This is a genomic window from Planctomycetia bacterium (genome assembly GCA_021413845.1).
Taxonomy (GTDB): domain Bacteria; phylum Planctomycetota; class Planctomycetia; order Pirellulales; family PNKZ01; genus PNKZ01.
The window spans coordinates 1-16,186 of the sequence record JAIOPP010000124.1; the positions used below are offsets into that span (position 1 = coordinate 1).

The window sequence follows — 16,186 nt, forward strand, 5'->3', positions numbered from 1 at the left end:
CGCACGAATGTTTTTTAAGTCGCAACAAGGCGCGATCACGGCCGTGCTTTGTTTAAGTAGCAGGCACGTTCCACGTGCCGTCCGCCACAGCTGATAGCGAACGATCGTTGCGGTGCGGCCCCGGATATGCATCCGGGGCTATTGAACGGAGGTTGTGTGAACGGAGGTTGCGTGTGAACGGAGGTTGCGTGTGTCGCGATCGTGCGTCGCGCTCGAACGGCGCACGTGGCTACGGCACGTGGAACGTGCCTGCTACTTTAGCTCGTTTGCACATCCCCGTTGCCGCACGGTACGATGGGGGGCTGTTCCGATCCGTACTTTTCGATCGCTGGACTCATGGATTCGTCTGAAACTACCGCCGCGTCACGGGCCGAAGTCGAGCCGCTGCCGGCCAATGTGCGGAGCGTGCAGCCGGGCGGGGGAGTTTGCTGTTCGATCGAGTTGGCTTGGGGCCACGTGCGGCGCGCGATCTTGAAGCGCGTCCGGCCGATCTACGTGCGGCGCATGGCGGCGCTGCGCCGCGGCGACCCGACCGGTGCGCCGCATGAACTGCTCGACCCTCGCGATCTCAAATTCTGCCGCAATCAATGCACGGCCCATTGGGCTCCGGAAGACGATCGGTTCGCGTGGCGCGACCGGCTGCCGTTCGCCCGCTGGGGCTTGGCGGAACTGGTGCTGATGGGCGTGCCGCTCACGTTGCTGACCATCGGCCTGGCGCTGTCGCCGTATTGGTATCTCGCGATCGCCGTCGGAGTCGTTCTCGGTTGGGTCATCTCGTTCTTTCGCGATCCGTCGCGCGTCGTGCCCGTCGGGCCGGGCCTCGTCGTCGCGCCGGCTGATGGGACGATCGCCGAAATCACGCGACTCGATCACGACCCGTTCATCGGCGGTCCGGCCGTGCGGATCGGCATCTTCTTGTCGATCTTCAACGTCCACTTGAATCGGAGTCCGATCGATGCGCGGGTCGCGCGGCTCCGTTATCATCCCGGCAAGTTCTTGAACGCGCTCAATCCCGAGAGCGCGATCTTGAACGAGAACATGGTCATCGGGCTCGAAGAGACCACGGCTCCTTATCGGAAGCTGGTCGTGCGACAGATCGCCGGGTTGTTTGCGCGGAAGATCGTCTGCGATTTGAAGCCGGGGCAAGAAGTGCGCCGCGGCGAACGGTTCGGCATGATCAAGCTCGGCTCGCGCACCGAGATCATCTTGCCGGACGAAGCAGGGCTGGAGATCACGGTGAAAGTCGGCGACAAAGTGCAAGCGGGAAGCACGCTGTTCGCGAAGTTACCGAAAAGTTCTTAGTGCGTAGTTCTTAGTGCGTAGTTTTCCACCGGGCGGGCTCCGACCCCTGACCCCTGACCCCTGACCCCTGACCCCTGACCCCTGACCCCTGGCTCCCCGATGCATCGCATTCGCGCCGTCGCCGTGTTGCCGACGTTGTTTACGCTCGGCAATCTGATCTGTGGCTTCTTTGCGATCGTCGCGGCCGCACGTGTCGAAGCGCCGACCTCGGCCGAAACTCCGACGACGCAAGCCATCCAAAGCGTCGGGCCGATGCAGATGATGACCGAGTGGCGTAAGGAAGACCCGGTACACAATTGCATGCTCGCCGGTTGGCTCATCTTCTTGGCGATGGTGTTCGACGCGCTCGACGGCCACGTCGCCCGCTTGGCGAAGGTGACGAGCGACTTCGGCGCGCAGCTCGATAGCTTGTGCGATGCGGTGACGTTCGGCGTTGCGCCGGCGTTTTTATTAGTGAAGATGTGTCCCGGCTTTACGTTCAACCACAGCAAACTCATTTGGATCATCGCGGCGGCATATGCCTGCTGCGCCGCGCTGCGCTTAGCGCGGTTCAACGTGGAATCCGACGACGACGACGACCACATGAACTTCAGCGGATTGCCTTCGCCGGCGGCGGCTTCGGTGCCCGCTGCGTTTGCGATTCTCTTCTATACGCTTCGACTCGATACGACGACGTGGGAACACGTACCCCGCATCGACACGATCTTGCAAACGACGCTGCCGTTTCTCGCCTTGATCGTGGCGCTGCTGATGGTCTCGCGCATTCCCTATCCGCATCTGATGAACCAAGTGTTCCGCGGCCAACGGAGCTTCGGCCACGTCATCGGCGTCGTGTTCGCGCTGGCTGCGGTAATGGTGTTGCCGGGCTACATGCTGCCGCTCGTCTGCGTCGGGTTCGCGCTGAGCGGGCCGGTGCGCTATGCGTATCAAGAACTGATGCAGCGGAAACCGCACGACGAGCCGCTGTTTTAAAGGCCGCTGTTTTAAGAACGGCAGAGATAAAAAAACAGCCGCGGAACTTACGCTCCGCGGCTGTTGAGTTGTTGAGTGAATCGGTAAGTCGAAGTTCTTTCGTCGAACCTCTTACTACGGCGCGGCAGGCTTTTCGCTTGCGACGGGCTTTTCGGTCGTGGTCGGCTTCGCTTCGGTGGCGGGCTTCCCTTCCACGGTCGCGGTCTTCATCGGTCGTTTGGCATTCGCCGCGGCCTCTAAGCGGAGAAACTTAAGCTTGCTCACTTGATCCGCCGTCAGGACTCCTTCGATCTCTTGGTCGCGCTGAGCTTGGATCTCTTTGATCTTCGCCGCCAGCGGAGCGATCTCGGTTTGGTAGCGATCTTGAATGATGTAGATTTTTTCTTTTTGATCCGGATCCACGATCTTCGCGAAATGGGCGGGCAATGGTCCGCGACGTTCTTCTACTTTCTTCACCTTCTTCTCGGTCCCTTCCTTGGCCGGCTTCTCTGCGGTTTTTTCCGTTCCCTTTTCAATACTCTTTTCCGTTGCGCCGGCTTCCGGTTTCGCGGCGGGCTTTTCATCTGCGGCGCGGGCCGCAGGCGAGGCGGCGATCAACGCGGCGCAGGTTAGGGAAGCGAGCATCCGTCGAGCAAACGCGAGAGGCAGGTTCATCGAATCCCCCGGATCAAAAAAAGCATGGTGATAGATAACAGAGACTGCCGAGAAGGGAGTTTTCGCCTCTCGAGCGAGTCGCAAAGCGTCCCCGCATTTTAATTGTCATGGTGGTGGAAGCTAGCTCTCGCGAGGGGGTTATTTGAAGAATTCGGAGCGTTGATTACCAAGGAGCGCAGATAGTGTATTTGCTCTGCTTCCTATCGAACACTGCTCCGCCAACGAGCCTCTCCACCAAGGCTCGCAGCCTCGCGAAGCAGGCCGTACGGCGATGTCTAAGTATCAGCAATTGCAATACTTACCGTCGGCTGCCGAGAGCCTAGTTCGGCCACTTGACGTCGCTCGCTCGAACCGGATACTCAACGGTTCGCTCGTACCCTTTTGATATCGCGAGGAACACAGATTATGCGTCGTGCGAAAATTACGATCGTCGGAGCCGGCAACGTCGGCGCGACTACCGCTCATTGGTGCGCCGCGGCTGAGCTGGGCGACATCGTCTTGCTCGATATCCCGATGACCGAAGGGATGCCGAAAGGAAAAGCGCTCGATCTGATGCAAGCCTCGCCGATCGTCGGCTTCGATTCGAACATCGTCGGCACGACTTCCTACGACGACACGCGCGACAGCGACGTCGTCGTCATCACGGCCGGCATCGCGCGGAAGCCGGGCATGAGCCGCGACGACCTCCTCGGCACCAACGCGAAGATCGTCGGCTCCGTAGCCGCGGAAATCAAGCAGTCGAGCCCGAACGCGGTCGTGATCGTCGTGAGCAACCCGCTCGACGCGATGGTGCAACGCGCCTTCCAAGTGACGGGCTTCGCGCCGTCGAAGGTGATCGGTCAGGCCGGCGTGTTGGACACGGCCCGCTACCGCACGTTCTTGGCGATGGAACTCGGCGTGAGCGTGGAAGACATTCAAGCCATGTTGCTCGGCGGCCACGGCGACACGATGGTGCCGGTGCCGAGTTGCACGTCGGTCGGCGGTATTCCGATCTCGCAATTCATCAAGCCGGAACGCTTGGCCGAGATCGTGCAACGGGCACGCGTCGGCGGTGCGGAGATCGTCGGCCTGTTGAAGACCGGCAGCGCGTACTACGCCCCGGCTGCAGCCGTAACGCAGATGGTCGAAGCGATCGTGCGCGATAAGAAGCGGCTGATTCCGGTCGCCGCATATTGCGACAAGGAATACGGCGTCGGCGGCTACTACGTCGGCGTGCCGGTCATTCTCGGTTCGGGCGGGGTCGAGAAAATCATCGAGCTCAACCTGACCGAACAGGAGCGAGGCGATTTCCGTAAGAGTATCGACGCAGTCAAGGAACTCGTCGGCGCGATGGCAAAGTTGACCGGTTAGCAGTTGACGGGTTAATCGCCTCGGGCGCTTTCGTGCTTCGATTTTTTAAGTAGTTTGTTTGATAAGTGAATCGTGTGGCCGTAGGCCTGAGTTGCCTCGGTGTGGATCTAGTTCGCCGGCGATGCCGGCGAACGATCGCGGAATCGGAGCTTGCACGTCCTTCTCGGCGCTCGTCGCCGTTGACATGCCGCTCCGCTTCCGACTATTGTCCCCAACGACGTTCAAGAGGCGCGTCGTCGTGGTTGCCGGGAGGGCAAATCGCTCGGCGTCGAATCCCGATTCGATGCGGTAGTTTGCTTGGTCTTCGTCTCTTCACCGCGCGGAACATCCCTGATGAATCGTATCGACATGCTCGGCGACCGGACGCGGCGCGATGCCCCTTCGGCCGATTTCGCCGCCGAATTGGCTGCCGATCTTGCCGGCGACTTCGGCGCCGCTCGAGCCGTGCAAGCCGGGGGCGACGGTCTTTCGACCCTCTTCGGGCCCGTGCATTACGAGACGAACTACGCCTATCCGCTACTGGTGTGGATGCACGGTCGCGGACAAACCGAACGGCAACTCGTGAAGGTGATGCCGCTCATTAGTTTGCGTAACTACGTGGCCGTAGCGCCGCGCGGAACGGTTCGCACGGAAGAAGTTCGCCGTGTCGCCGGACCCGCCTCGACGGGCCGTCCGTCGTTCACCTGGTCGCAACGTCCGGAAGCGGTCGACGTCGCGATTCAACGTATTTTCTCCGCGGTCGATGAAGCGCGCGAGCAGTACCACATTGCGCGGCATCGGATTTTTCTGGCCGGTGTCGATGCCGGCGGCACGATGGCTTGGCGCGCAGCGCTCGCGCATCCCGATCGCTTTGCCGGCGCGATCTCGTTCGGCGGCCCGTTTCCCGAAGGGCGTTCGCCGCTGTCGCGGCTGCTCGAAGCACGCCGGTTGCCGTTGTTCCTCGCGCATGGTCGCGACGACGCGTCGTTCTCCGAAGCACGCGTAAGCGAACAGCTGCGCTTGTTCCACTCGGCGGGGCTGCAAGTCTCGATGCGTCAATATCCGTGCGGCGCTCAGCTTGCGCCGCAGATGCTGACGGATATCGATCGTTGGATGATGGACGTCGTCACCGGCGCAACGACCTGCGTCGACTAGCACGCGCGGCCTGCGCGCTACGGCAACTTGCCGGCACCTCGTTGCATAAGCTAGGCAACCCGGCAGCTCACGGCCGGATCTTGAAGCAATCTTGACGCTTTGCGGCGCTTTCGAGTACAAGTCGCCGCCTTTCTCCCGTTCCCCCGAAGCTCACGTCGTTGCGCCGTCGCCGTTTCGCGCGTCGCTTCGATGAGTCGCGTCACGTCTTGTTTCATTTCTCGTTTCGTTCGCGCCGAGTTGCGCAGCCTCTGCGGCTGCGTAATACGTCGCCTTGTATTTCTCGATCGACATCGTCATGGCGAAAGCGGAAAAAGCCGCCGAAGCAGCAGCTAAGCCGTCGCTCGCCGATCGCTTGCGCGCCGTGCGTCGGTTGCCGCATTGGGTCCGTGCGAACGGCATCAAAGCGGCCGTGATCTTTTCCGTCGCGTTCTCCGTGATGGGAGCGATGCTCTTCGGTTGGGCCGTGATGAGCGCCAAGTCGCGCCAAGAACGAATCGAGGCCGCTTACACGCCGAGCGACGCTTTCGAAGCGCTCGATGCGGGCGATCTACCGAAAGCCTTACACATCGCGCAGCTCGCTCAACGCAACGGCAATCTCTCGACCGACGATGCGGGCGGACCCGCTTTCATCTTCGGCGTCGCCGCGCTGCATCGGGCCGACACGCCTCTGATCGTACAACAGCGCCGCGCGCATCAAATCGCCGCGCATTGGTTCGAAGAAGCTTATCGCCGCGGACTTCCCGAAGGCCGCGAGGCGCAAGGGCTGTACTATACCGGCAAGAGTTTTTATCTCGCGGAGCGGTATGCCGAAGCGGTGCCGATCTTGCAAAAGGCGCTGCTCGCCGATGCGAAGACGGCGGTCGAGTTGCGCCGGTATCTCGCGCGCTCGTTGTTTCTGAAAGCCGAGCCGAACGTCGCTGCGGCGCTCGAAGAGATCGATCGCTATCTCGCCGAAAAAGAGCCCGACCAACACGATCGCCGAGTCGCGACGCTCGAGCGCGCCGAAATGCTGCTCCGTCTCGGTCGGCTCGACGATGCTCGCGCAGCCGTGGCTACCATTCCCGCCGACATCAAGCTCGCTGCGGAAGCGTCGCTTTTAGAGGCTCGCATCGTGTTTCAGCAAGCTCGGCTCGCGATGTTGCCGAAGTCGGACGAAACGAAACTTTCTCCGTCGTCGGTTCTGGCGTCGCCTGCCGCTTCGCCGGAAGTGCAAACGCAGCTCAACTCGGCCGTCGTGCTGTTGGAGAAGGCGAAGAAGCTCGACAGCATGTCGACCGTCGTCACGACGCAAGCGTGCTACGTGCTCGGCTTGGTCTACGACGCGCTCGGCAAAGTCGATGAGGCTGCGGAGCAGTTTCATCAAGCCTATCGTCGCGCCGTCGATTCGCCGGAAGGTTTCGCCGCGCGCATCCAATCGGCTCATCTCTTGCGTCGTCGCGACAAGTCCGACGACTCGGTCGTGCTTTATGACGAAGTGCTTAAGGAAATGGGGCCTGAGAATCGTTATTCGAATCGCTGGCTGCCGTTTCCCGAATTGAAAAGTCGGATGCTGGCTTCGTACCAAGATTTTTTTCAGCGCAAGCAATACGTCGCCGCTGCGAAACTCGCCGACTTGCTGCCGCGCTTGCTCGACGAAGACTTGGCCGTGCAACTCGCGGCCGATGCCCATGCGGCGCGGGCCCGACAACTCATGGCCGGCGACGGTGGTCCGCCGCTCGATGCGCGGCATCCGCCCGAAGCGGTGCGCGAGCTTTATCGCCTGGCCGCGAAGCTGCACGAGCGCTTGGCCGTGTTGCACTTCTCGACGCGCGACTATCCCGAACAAATCTGGGCTTCGTCGAAGTACTATCTCTTAGGTCGCGACTACGACAACGCCGCGCGCCAGTTGCGCAAGTATCTCGAAGTCGATTCGCGCATCCATCAAGCCTCGGCTTTGGTCGGGCTCGCGGAAGTGATGCTCACCAAAGAACGACACGCGGAAGCGATCGTCTTGCTGAAGCAATGTTTGGAAGCCCATCCGCGCGATCCGGCCGTGTTTCGCGCGCGGTTGTTGTTGTCCGACGTCTACGGCGAGATGAATCAATGGGACAAAGCCGAGAAGTCGCTACTGGAAAACTTGGAATCGAACGCGCTCACTCCGAGCGGCGAGGAATGGCGGCGTTCGTTGTTCGCGCTCGGGCACATGCTCTTCGATCTCGCGCGATACGACGAAGCGGCCGGTCGGCTCGATGAAGCGGTCGAGCGTTACCCCGAAGATCCCGAGACGTGCGACGCGCGCTACTGCGCGGCCGAGTCGCATCGGCGGATCGCGCAACGGGTCGAATCGGAAATCCCGACCGATGCGCTGCCGATCGAGCGCGCGAAGTTCAGCCGTGTCGCCGAGGTCGAGTTTCGCAAGGCGCTCGAGCATTTCGAGCAAACGATTCAGATGGCGCGCACGCCCGGACCGAGCTACTTCGACGAAGTCGGACGGTTGGCGATGCTGCGCAACGCACTGTTCGCTCGCGGTTCCGTGTTGCATTCGCTCGCGCGTTACGACGATTCGATTCGCGCCTATCAAACCGCGGTGGCGGCGTTTCCGCAATCGCCGGCCGTGTTAGATGCTTATCTCCAGATGGCCGATTGCCATCGTCGGATGCGGCGCGCGAACGAAGCGCGCGGCACGATCGAGCAAGCGAAACTCATGCTCGAACGGATTCCCAAAGATGCTCGGTTCGATACCGTTTCCAACTACGGCCGCGAAGAATGGACCCGACTTCTCAACTCCCTCGGCTCGCTTTGATTCTTAAGCGGCCCGCTCCGGCCGAACCCTGACGAATAGCCTATGACGACTTCCTCCACTTCGCTGCTGATCGACTTGATCGGTCGTAAACACGACTGCTTGGTCGCGCTGCGCGATCTCGGCCTGCGGCAGCGCGAGCTGATCGATGCCGGCGACATGACGCAACTGCTCGGCGTGTTGGCGGAGAAGCAACGAACGATCGTGCAGTTGCAGACGCTCGAACAAGATCTCAACCCGTTTCGCGCCGACGACCCGGAGCGCCGCGCTTGGTCGAGCGAAGCGGAACGCGTGCGCTGCGCGTCGCTCGCGGAGCGCTCGGCTCGCTTGCTCGCTGAAATTCTCGAAAGTGAAAAACGCTCCGAAGACGTGCTCCGTCGCCGACGCGACGACACGGCCGAGCAACTCGCCGCGGCCCAAGTAAGCGGCACGGCGCGCGGTGCGTATGCCGAAGCCGATCGTTATCAGCCCTCCTCGCTTGATCTCTCTACCGAATATTGACGAGGCACCTATGTCCGACCATTTCATTCGCGCCGATGGGGCTCATCGTTCGGATTCGTACGCGCAATCATCCGAGTCGGCAGCGCAGCACGAAGGTGCGCCGAGCGGCGAAGGCCCTGCGACGATCGAGCTGCTGAACTTGCAGACGGTCATGTCGGCTTGGCAAGACGCGACGAGCCGGCTCGAGCAGACGCACGCGGCGCTCCGTTCCGAAGTCTCGCGGCTCTCGCATGAGTTGGCCGTGAAAAATCGGGAGCTGGCCCGCAAGAATCGACTCGCCGATCTCGGCCAGATCGCTTCGCACGTCGCGCATGAAGTGCGAAACAACCTTGTGCCGGTCTCGCTCTATGCAGGCCTGCTCCGACGGCGCTTGAGCGACGATCCGGGGAGCGCCGAAGTGTTGGAAAAGATCCAAGCCGGACTCACCGCGCTCGATGCGATGGTCCACGATATGCTCAACTTCACGGCCGATAAAGAGCCGACGCTCGGCATCGTCGGCGTTCGGGCATTGGTGGAAGAAGTCCTCGCGTCGCTCCGTCCGCAGTTCGCCGCGCAAGGGATCGCGCTACGGCTCGACGTCGCAACGTCGACCATCGTCGCGGCCGATCGCGAAGCGCTGCGGCGTGCGGTGCTCAATCTAGTGCTTAACGCTCTCGATGCCATGCCGCACGGCGGCGAGCTCGCCGTCACCGGGGTCGACTGCCGCAACGGGGTCGAGTTGGAGATCGCCGATTCCGGGCCCGGCTTGAGCGACGAAGCACGTCGACGCGCCTTCGAGCCGTTCTTCACGACGAAGGCGAGCGGCATCGGCCTGGGCCTCGCGATCGTGTATCGACTGGTCGAATCGCACGGCGGCAACGTCACGGCCTGCAACTGTCCGGAAGGAGGCGCAGCGTTCACGATCCGTCTTCCGCGCCGCGCGCAGGCTCAGGAGGCCGCAGCATGAATCTTCGTAGCACCTTGAAAGTTCACGATGAGAAGTCGACAGCGCCAGGCCGAGTGCTCGTCGTCGACGACCATCAGCAAGCCCGCGAGTCGGTTGCGTTCACGCTTCGTCAGTCGGGCTATGCCGTGCAATGTTGCTCGAGCGCCGTCGAAGCGTTGAAGCGGCAAGAGCGCGAGCAGTTCGACGTCGTCGTCACCGATTTGAAGATGCCCGGCATGACCGGCTTGGAGTTTCTGGCGGAGTTGAAGCGTCGTAAGGCGCCGCTCGAAGTCATTCTCGTCACGGCCTATGCGACCGTCGCGACGGCCGTCGAAGCGATGCGCCAAGGAGCGTTCGACTTCTTGGAGAAGCCGTTCAACGTCGAGGCACTCGAAGACCTCGTCGGCCGCGCGATGCGGCATCGCACCGTGGCCGCTGCAGGGCTCGCGCTCGCAACCGTCGACGATGCCGCGGGGCCGGTCATGATCGGATCGAGCCCGCAAATGCAAGCGCTCCGGATGCGTATCGCTCGGGCTGCGCCGACGAACGAAACCGTCTTAATCACCGGAGAAAGCGGCACCGGCAAGGAGCTCGTCGCAGGCACGGTGCATGCCTTGGGGAGTCGCGCGACGAAGCCGCTGGTGAGTTTGAATTGCCCAGCGCTTTCATCGCACTTGATGGAAAGCGAGCTCTTCGGCCATGAACGAGGCGCCTTTACCGGCGCCGAGACACGCAGATCGGGCCGTTTCGAAGCGGCGCACATGGGTTCCATTCTGCTCGACGAAATCACGGAGCTCGAGCTCCCGCTGCAAGCCAAGCTGCTCCGCGTATTGCAAGAGCGGCGGTTCGAGCGCGTCGGCTCCAGCGAAACGATCGACGTCGATGTGCGTGTGCTGGCGACGACGAATCGCGATCTACGGCGCGAAACGGCCGAAGGTCGTTTTCGCGAAGATCTTTATTATCGTTTGGCGGTGATTCCGTTGCATGTCCCTGCGCTCCGCGAACGAGCGGGCGATGTGCCTGAGTTGCTCGATTATTTTCTCGGGCAAGCCGCTGGTCGGGCCGGTTGCGAACCTTGTACGTTGTCGCCCGGCGCGCGCGACATGCTGCTCGCGTATCGTTGGCCGGGAAACGTGCGCGAGTTGCAAAACTTGATGACGCGCGCCGTCGTGCTCAACGGCGGCAACTCGATCTCGGCCGATGAGCTGCGACCGTGGTTGATCGCCGGCGACGGTGCGGGCTCGTCGCACGACGCGGCCTCGCCGGCGCCGATCGGCTTGAGCCTACATGAAATGGAACGCCGGCTCATCGAAGCGACGCTCGAACGCTACGACGGCCATCGCGCGAAGACGGCCGAAGCGCTCGGCATCGGCCTGCGAACCTTGACGGCCAAGATCAAAGAATATGGTTACCCGTCCGGCGCGAAACGCTTAGCCGCTGCCGGCTGATTAAGTCGCGAACACACCACTTCATTCGCATCGAAAGCAACGCTATGTCGACCACCGACGGACCCAGCAAATCGCCTCACTTTCGCGCAGATTCGGCGCACGGCAACGCGCCGAATCTGCGCGTTGCCGGCAGAGGCCCGACGTCAAGGTTTACCGCGGCGCTTGCCGGCAGCGGCGGCGCGAAGTCGCGTTCCGTCGCTGCAAACGGCATGCTGCGCAAGCGGTTAGGTGCCGGCAGAACGAAGATGCAACTAGTGATTGATCTACTGTCGGCACGTCGCTTGCTTTACAAGTCTTCCGAGAAACGGAGGTAGTCGAACGATGCTCAACGAAATGTTCGCGAATTCGCCGATTCCCGTGCTCGAGCAACTGGTGAACTTTTCCCAGTCGCGACACAAAGTCTTGGCTTCGAACATCGCCAACATCGACACGCCCGGCTACCGGACGCGCGATCTGTCGGTCGAGCAGTTTCAAAGCAAGTTGAAGGATGCGATTCACGTTCGAGACAACGACGCGAGCAGCTCGCTCATGGACTCCTCGATCCATGTCGACCCGTTCGACAAAGTCCGCGAAGGGATGAACAACATTCTCTATCACGACAAAAGCAACGTCGGGATCGAGCAGCAAGTGGCCGAGATCACGAAGAACCATATGCAACACAACCTAGCGCTGACGATCATCAACAGCCAGTTCCGACTCTTGCAAACCGCAGTCTCCGAACGCGCATAAGAATTTACTGACCCCTGATCCCTGACCTCCGACCCCTGCCAAACCTATGTTCTCCTCACTCGATGTCAGCACCAGCGCTCTTGTCGCTCAGCGGATGCGGCTCAATGCCGTGTCGAGCAACATCGCGAATATGTCGACCACGCGCAACGAGGCCGGCGAGTCGAAGCCGTACGATGCCCGGTTCGTCGTCTTTCAGACGGCGCCCGAGATCGGCAAGTCGGAAGGAGCGGCAGGCGTACGCGTGTCGGAGATCGGCACGGAAGAACAAGAGCCGATCTGGAAGTATCAGCCCGGCCATCAAGACGCCGTGAAAGAAGGGCCGCGCGAAGGTTGGGTCGCCTATCCGCGCATCAGCCTCATGACCGAATTCACCGACGCCATCGAAACCACGCGGGCCTACGAAGCGAACGTCGGCGTGATCGAAGTGACGAAAGACATGACGCAGCAGACGCTGAGAATCCTGGCCTAACGAAATTCGCAGAGTTCGACGGATCGCAAGCTTCCTTTTTGATTCGAGACGCACATGGCTCTTCCCATCACCGGCCTCGCGAGCACGATTCCCGCGATTCCGTTGCCGCCGTCTATCGGCAAGAGCGAGGGAGCGGCAGGAGGATCGTTTCAAAATTTTCTCGCCGACTCGTTGAAGCAAGTCAACTCGATGCAAGCGGAAGCGAATCAAGCGGTCGAGTCGATGGCGACGGGTGGCGAAGTGAATCCGGCCGAAGTGCTCACCGCGGTGCAGAAGGCCGACCTCGCGTTTCGTCTGACGATGCAGATTCGCAACAAGCTCGTCGCGGCTTATCAAGAAATACAAAACATTCGGATCTAACCACCTCGATTCGACACCGATCGGGCCCGCGCATGATGCGCTAGGCCGGCAGACTGCAACGGATCACGGAGCGTTCCACGGATGGACTTCCTCAATAAGCTTTTCGCGCAACTGAACGACTTGTTCAAGTCGATGAGTCCCGGCGCTCGGATGACGGCGGGCTTGTTGCTCGTGGCGGTCGTCGTGAGCCTCGGCTACTTGTTCAACGCGCAAGGCGCTGGTGCCGACACGTTTCTGTTGAACGGCCAATCTTTCTCGGCCGACGAGCTCTCGGCCATGGAAGCGGCCTTCGGCAAAGCGGGACTTTCCGATTACTCGGTCGACGGTTCGCGAGTGCGCATCGTGAAGTCGCGCCAGGCCGCGTTCTTGGGTGCTTTGGCCGATGGCGGCGCGCTCCCTGCGCACTTCGGCGACCATCTCAACTCGGCGGCCAATTCGCCGGGGCCGTTTACCAGCCGGGCTCAGCAAGAAGAAATGATGAAGGTCGCGAAGCAGAAGGAGCTCGCGATGGTGATCCGTTCGATGAGCGGAGTCGAAAACGCGGTCGTCCATTACGACATTCAAAAACGAAGCGGCGGCCTGAGCAACAACCAGATCGTCACCGCTTCGGTGAGCGTAAAGCCGCGCGGCAATCTGCAGCTCGAAGAGCACCGCGTGCCGATGATCCGCTCGCTCGTCGCCGCGGCCATCGCCGGGCTTTCGCCGGGGAACGTCACCGTCGTCGACATCAACGGTCGCGCCTATTCGGGCTCCGGAACCAACGGCGGCGGAGGGGCGATGGACGATCCGTACCTGAGCATGACGCGAGCCTACAAAGACATGATCGAAACCGGCATTCGCGATGCCTTGGCTTACGTGCCGGGCATTACTGCGACGGCGAACGTCGAGCTCGACCGCGAGATGGTGAAGAAGATCGTCGATACGAAGGTCGATCCGAAGACGATTCCGATCAGCCTCAAGACACAAGAGAACTCGCTGACGTCGAACTCCTCGACCGGAGCCGGCGGCCGAACCGGTTTGCAAGCGCAACAACCGAACCAACCCGCTTCGTTGCCCAACGGCGGCGGAGGAGGCTCGCAGACCGAAGACACACGCTCGACCAACGAGCAGATGAACGCCGCGTCGCACTCCAACTCCACGATCGAAATGGCGGGCCTGACGCCGAAGCGGGTTGCCGTGGCGATCGGAGTGCCGAGCGACTACTTCGAGAAAGTGTGGCAAGTACAAAACCCGCCGGCCGACGGAGCGGAAAAGAAGAAGCCCGACGCCGCGGCGCTCGCCACGGTCGAGGCTTCGGAAACGAAACGAATCAAAGAACATGTGATGCAGTTGATCCCGAAGCCGTTCGATCCGGCGCAACCGATCGACATGGCGACGCTCGTCACCGTCACGGCGTTCTCGCGCGTGGCACCGCCGGAGCTCATCGGGCCGAGCATCGTCGATCGGGGGCTCGACTGGTTCGCGCAGTCGTGGAGCACGCTCGGCATGATCGGGCTCGGGCTGTTCAGCTTGATGATGTTGAAGTCGTTCGTCGGTTCGGTAGTGCCGGCGAATCCGGCACCGGAAATCCAAGCGACGACGATCTCCAGCGAAGAAGACGATGAGCCGGCAGCGAAGGGATCGATAGCAGCTTCGGGCGAAAAAGATGCGAACGGCAAGTCGAAGCAGCGGACGTTGCAGCGTCGGCTCGGCACCGGCATGTCGCTGCGCGAAGAGTTGATCGACATGGTGCGCGAAGATCCCGAAGCGGCCGCGAACGTGTTGCGTAGCTGGATCGGCAACGCGACGTAGTAAAGCCGTGAAGCGGATCAACGAGTCGGGCACTTAATCAAAGATCGGAACATACGATGGCGGGAAGCGACGAACAACTTCGCAAGGCGGCCGTGCTCGTCGCGGCACTCGATGCCGATTCGGCCGACGCGCTGCTCGATCGGATGTCGCCCATTCAGGCAGGGCTGATCCGCCGGATGCTCGTCGAGATCATCGACGTCGATCCGCGCGAACAAGAAATTTTGATGGCGGAGTTCGTCGGACGTCCGACCGGCCCGGCTGCCGAAGCCGGCGTGTCGCTCGAACTTTCGAGCCTAGCCGGCGAGTTGCCTGTCGCTACGGAACGTGCGCAGCCGGCGTTTCGCTTTTTGCAGGAAGCTCCGGACGAAGACTTACGGGAGTTGCTCAAAGGGGAACGGCCGCAAACCGTGGCCGTCGTCGTTTCGCATCTGCCGTCGCAACGCGCGGCCGAAGTGCTCGCGACGTTGCCCGATGCGCTGCAGGCCGACGTGATGCGGCGCTTGGCGCGATTGGACGAAACGGATGTCGAGGTGTTGGCCGATGTCGAGAAGGCGCTCGAGCGCCGGTTTCGTCGTCGCTTGCAGCCCGACGCCGGACGCTTGGCCGGAGTCGGCGCGGTGAAGGGGATCCTCGACGACGCTTCGCCCGACCAGCGCCGCAACTTGCTCTCGAACATTGCTCGACAAGACCCGAGCTTGGCGTCGCGGCTGACGCGGTCGACCGTGACGTTCGCCGCTCTCGCGACCTTGACCGATGCCGCTTTGCGCACGCTCTGCGAAACGGCCGACCACGAAGCGCTCGTCGTGGCGCTAGCCGGCGGCGAGTTGGACTTCACGCGCAGGATCGCCGGCGTGTTGCCGCGCATGCGGGCCGCGAAGTTGCAAGCTGACATCGATTCGCTGGGCCCGACGCGACTGAGCGACGTCGAGCTCGCGCAGGACGAGATCGTGCATACGGCGCGGTTTTTGGAAAACTCCGGTCGGCTCGCTTGGCTCGATGGCGCAGCGCTGAACGAACTCGCACAGCGCACCTCCGCTCAAGCCGCCTAACTCCTTTCGCGAACCATTACGGAAACGATTCACGACATGGCCTCGATCATCAAAGCCGGCGAAATGAGCTCCCTCGCGGGGAGCAACTCGGCGTTCAACTTCGACGACATGGCGCAACATGCCGACGCCTATGTGCGGCAAGTGCGCGAGCAGGCCGGAAAGATCGTCGCGGATGCGCGGAAGCAGGCCGACCAGATTCGTCAACAGGCCGAGATCGATGGGCTGAAAGCGGCACGGCAGAAGATGCAGGCGCAAGTCGAAGCGGAAACAGCCAAACGGATGGAAGCGATTTTGCCGGCCGTGCGGAGCGTCGTCGAAGAAACGCTGACGGCGAAAGAAGCCTGGCTCGCGAAATGGGAACGGGACGGAGTTCATCTCGCGACCCGCATCGCCGAGCGCATCTTGCGGCGCGAACTAGCCCAGCGACCGGAACTGCCGCTCACGCTGGTGCGCGAGTCGCTCGAACTGTCGGCGGCCGGCGAAGGGGTGCGGATCTCTATGAACCCGACCGATCTCGCGGCGTTCGGCCTGCAGATCGAAGCGCTGCTGCGCGAGATGAAACGGTCGGGCGAAGCCGAAGTGGTCGAAGACGAAGCGATCGCTCGCGGTGGCTGCCGCGTCGAAACGAAGCACGGCATGATCGACCAACGAATCGAAACCCAATTGCAAAGAATCGAAGAAGAACTGACCTGAGTGAAGTGATAAATGCTAAGTGATAAATGC

General features: G+C 61.6%; 15 protein-coding genes. 14 read left to right on the forward strand and 1 reads right to left on the reverse strand.

Features of this window, described 5'->3' with window-relative positions:
- Window positions 1–336 precede the first annotated feature (336 nt).
- Window positions 337–1,302, forward strand: a complete 966-nt coding sequence (locus K8U03_21790) for a phosphatidylserine decarboxylase family protein (GenBank protein MCE9607528.1) — start codon at window positions 337–339, stop codon at window positions 1,300–1,302.
- Between the two features lie 99 nt (window positions 1,303–1,401).
- Window positions 1,402–2,274, forward strand: coding sequence for a CDP-diacylglycerol--serine O-phosphatidyltransferase (pssA, locus tag K8U03_21795; protein ID MCE9607529.1), 873 nt, complete (start codon window positions 1,402–1,404; stop codon window positions 2,272–2,274).
- Between the two features lie 114 nt (window positions 2,275–2,388).
- Here pssA and K8U03_21800 read toward each other — a convergent pair whose 3' ends face one another.
- Window positions 2,389–2,928, reverse strand: a complete 540-nt coding sequence (locus K8U03_21800; GenBank protein MCE9607530.1) for a hypothetical protein — start codon at window positions 2,926–2,928, stop codon at window positions 2,389–2,391.
- Between the two features lie 405 nt (window positions 2,929–3,333).
- On the opposite strand from K8U03_21800, the gene mdh reads away from it, so the two are divergent.
- From mdh to K8U03_21860, 12 genes are all read left to right on the forward strand, one after another.
- Window positions 3,334–4,278, forward strand: coding sequence for a malate dehydrogenase (mdh, locus tag K8U03_21805; protein ID MCE9607531.1), 945 nt, complete (start codon window positions 3,334–3,336; stop codon window positions 4,276–4,278).
- A gap of 333 nt (window positions 4,279–4,611) precedes the next feature.
- Window positions 4,612–5,412 carry a dienelactone hydrolase family protein gene (locus tag K8U03_21810; protein MCE9607532.1) on the forward strand — a complete coding sequence of 267 codons (801 nt, stop codon included), beginning with the start codon at window positions 4,612–4,614 and terminating at the stop codon, window positions 5,410–5,412.
- 295 nt (window positions 5,413–5,707) lie between these two features.
- Window positions 5,708–8,194: a tetratricopeptide repeat protein gene (locus tag K8U03_21815; GenBank protein ID MCE9607533.1), complete on the forward strand. Its 2,487-nt coding sequence runs from the start codon at window positions 5,708–5,710 to the stop codon at window positions 8,192–8,194.
- 42 nt (window positions 8,195–8,236) lie between these two features.
- Entirely contained in the window at window positions 8,237–8,692 is a 456-nt protein-coding gene (locus tag K8U03_21820) for a flagellar protein FlgN (GenBank protein MCE9607534.1), read from the forward strand.
- A gap of 10 nt (window positions 8,693–8,702) precedes the next feature.
- Window positions 8,703–9,638 carry a HAMP domain-containing histidine kinase gene (locus K8U03_21825; protein MCE9607535.1) on the forward strand — a complete coding sequence of 312 codons (936 nt, stop codon included), beginning with the start codon at window positions 8,703–8,705 and terminating at the stop codon, window positions 9,636–9,638.
- Window positions 9,635–11,065: a sigma-54 dependent transcriptional regulator gene (locus K8U03_21830; protein ID MCE9607536.1), complete on the forward strand. Its 1,431-nt coding sequence runs from the start codon at window positions 9,635–9,637 to the stop codon at window positions 11,063–11,065. Before K8U03_21825 ends, K8U03_21830 begins: the two co-directional genes overlap by 4 nt.
- Before the next feature lie 321 nt (window positions 11,066–11,386).
- On the forward strand, window positions 11,387–11,794 hold the full coding sequence (gene flgB, locus K8U03_21835; protein ID MCE9607537.1) for a flagellar basal body rod protein FlgB: 408 nt from the start codon (window positions 11,387–11,389) through the stop codon (window positions 11,792–11,794).
- Between the two features lie 46 nt (window positions 11,795–11,840).
- Window positions 11,841–12,263 (forward strand): flagellar basal body rod protein FlgC, encoded by a 423-nt coding sequence (gene flgC, locus K8U03_21840; protein ID MCE9607538.1) that lies wholly within the window; start codon window positions 11,841–11,843, stop codon window positions 12,261–12,263.
- A gap of 54 nt (window positions 12,264–12,317) precedes the next feature.
- Window positions 12,318–12,623, forward strand: coding sequence for a flagellar hook-basal body complex protein FliE (gene fliE, locus K8U03_21845; GenBank protein ID MCE9607539.1), 306 nt, complete (start codon window positions 12,318–12,320; stop codon window positions 12,621–12,623).
- A gap of 81 nt (window positions 12,624–12,704) precedes the next feature.
- Entirely contained in the window at window positions 12,705–14,414 is a 1,710-nt protein-coding gene (locus K8U03_21850; protein MCE9607540.1) for a hypothetical protein, read from the forward strand.
- Between the two features lie 56 nt (window positions 14,415–14,470).
- On the forward strand, window positions 14,471–15,463 hold the full coding sequence (locus K8U03_21855) for a hypothetical protein (protein ID MCE9607541.1): 993 nt from the start codon (window positions 14,471–14,473) through the stop codon (window positions 15,461–15,463).
- 36 nt (window positions 15,464–15,499) lie between these two features.
- Window positions 15,500–16,156: a hypothetical protein gene (locus K8U03_21860; GenBank protein MCE9607542.1), complete on the forward strand. Its 657-nt coding sequence runs from the start codon at window positions 15,500–15,502 to the stop codon at window positions 16,154–16,156.
- Window positions 16,157–16,186 lie beyond the last annotated feature (30 nt).

What these genes read in the sequence shown, in the direction of transcription:
- K8U03_21790 (MCE9607528.1), top strand. Translation starts at nt 337, where the DNA reads ATGGATTCGTCTGAAACTACCGCCGCGTCACGGGCCGAAGTCGAGCCG.
- pssA (MCE9607529.1), top strand. Translation starts at nt 1,402, where the DNA reads ATGCATCGCATTCGCGCCGTCGCCGTGTTGCCGACGTTGTTTACGCTC.
- K8U03_21800 (MCE9607530.1), bottom strand. Translation starts at nt 2,928, where the DNA reads ATGAACCTGCCTCTCGCGTTTGCTCGACGGATGCTCGCTTCCCTAACC.
- mdh (MCE9607531.1), top strand. Translation starts at nt 3,334, where the DNA reads ATGCGTCGTGCGAAAATTACGATCGTCGGAGCCGGCAACGTCGGCGCG.
- K8U03_21810 (MCE9607532.1), top strand. Translation starts at nt 4,612, where the DNA reads ATGAATCGTATCGACATGCTCGGCGACCGGACGCGGCGCGATGCCCCT.
- K8U03_21815 (MCE9607533.1), top strand. Translation starts at nt 5,708, where the DNA reads ATGGCGAAAGCGGAAAAAGCCGCCGAAGCAGCAGCTAAGCCGTCGCTC.
- K8U03_21820 (MCE9607534.1), top strand. Translation starts at nt 8,237, where the DNA reads ATGACGACTTCCTCCACTTCGCTGCTGATCGACTTGATCGGTCGTAAA.
- K8U03_21825 (MCE9607535.1), top strand. Translation starts at nt 8,703, where the DNA reads ATGTCCGACCATTTCATTCGCGCCGATGGGGCTCATCGTTCGGATTCG.
- K8U03_21830 (MCE9607536.1), top strand. Translation starts at nt 9,635, where the DNA reads ATGAATCTTCGTAGCACCTTGAAAGTTCACGATGAGAAGTCGACAGCG.
- flgB (MCE9607537.1), top strand. Translation starts at nt 11,387, where the DNA reads ATGCTCAACGAAATGTTCGCGAATTCGCCGATTCCCGTGCTCGAGCAA.
- flgC (MCE9607538.1), top strand. Translation starts at nt 11,841, where the DNA reads ATGTTCTCCTCACTCGATGTCAGCACCAGCGCTCTTGTCGCTCAGCGG.
- fliE (MCE9607539.1), top strand. Translation starts at nt 12,318, where the DNA reads ATGGCTCTTCCCATCACCGGCCTCGCGAGCACGATTCCCGCGATTCCG.
- K8U03_21850 (MCE9607540.1), top strand. Translation starts at nt 12,705, where the DNA reads ATGGACTTCCTCAATAAGCTTTTCGCGCAACTGAACGACTTGTTCAAG.
- K8U03_21855 (MCE9607541.1), top strand. Translation starts at nt 14,471, where the DNA reads ATGGCGGGAAGCGACGAACAACTTCGCAAGGCGGCCGTGCTCGTCGCG.
- K8U03_21860 (MCE9607542.1), top strand. Translation starts at nt 15,500, where the DNA reads ATGGCCTCGATCATCAAAGCCGGCGAAATGAGCTCCCTCGCGGGGAGC.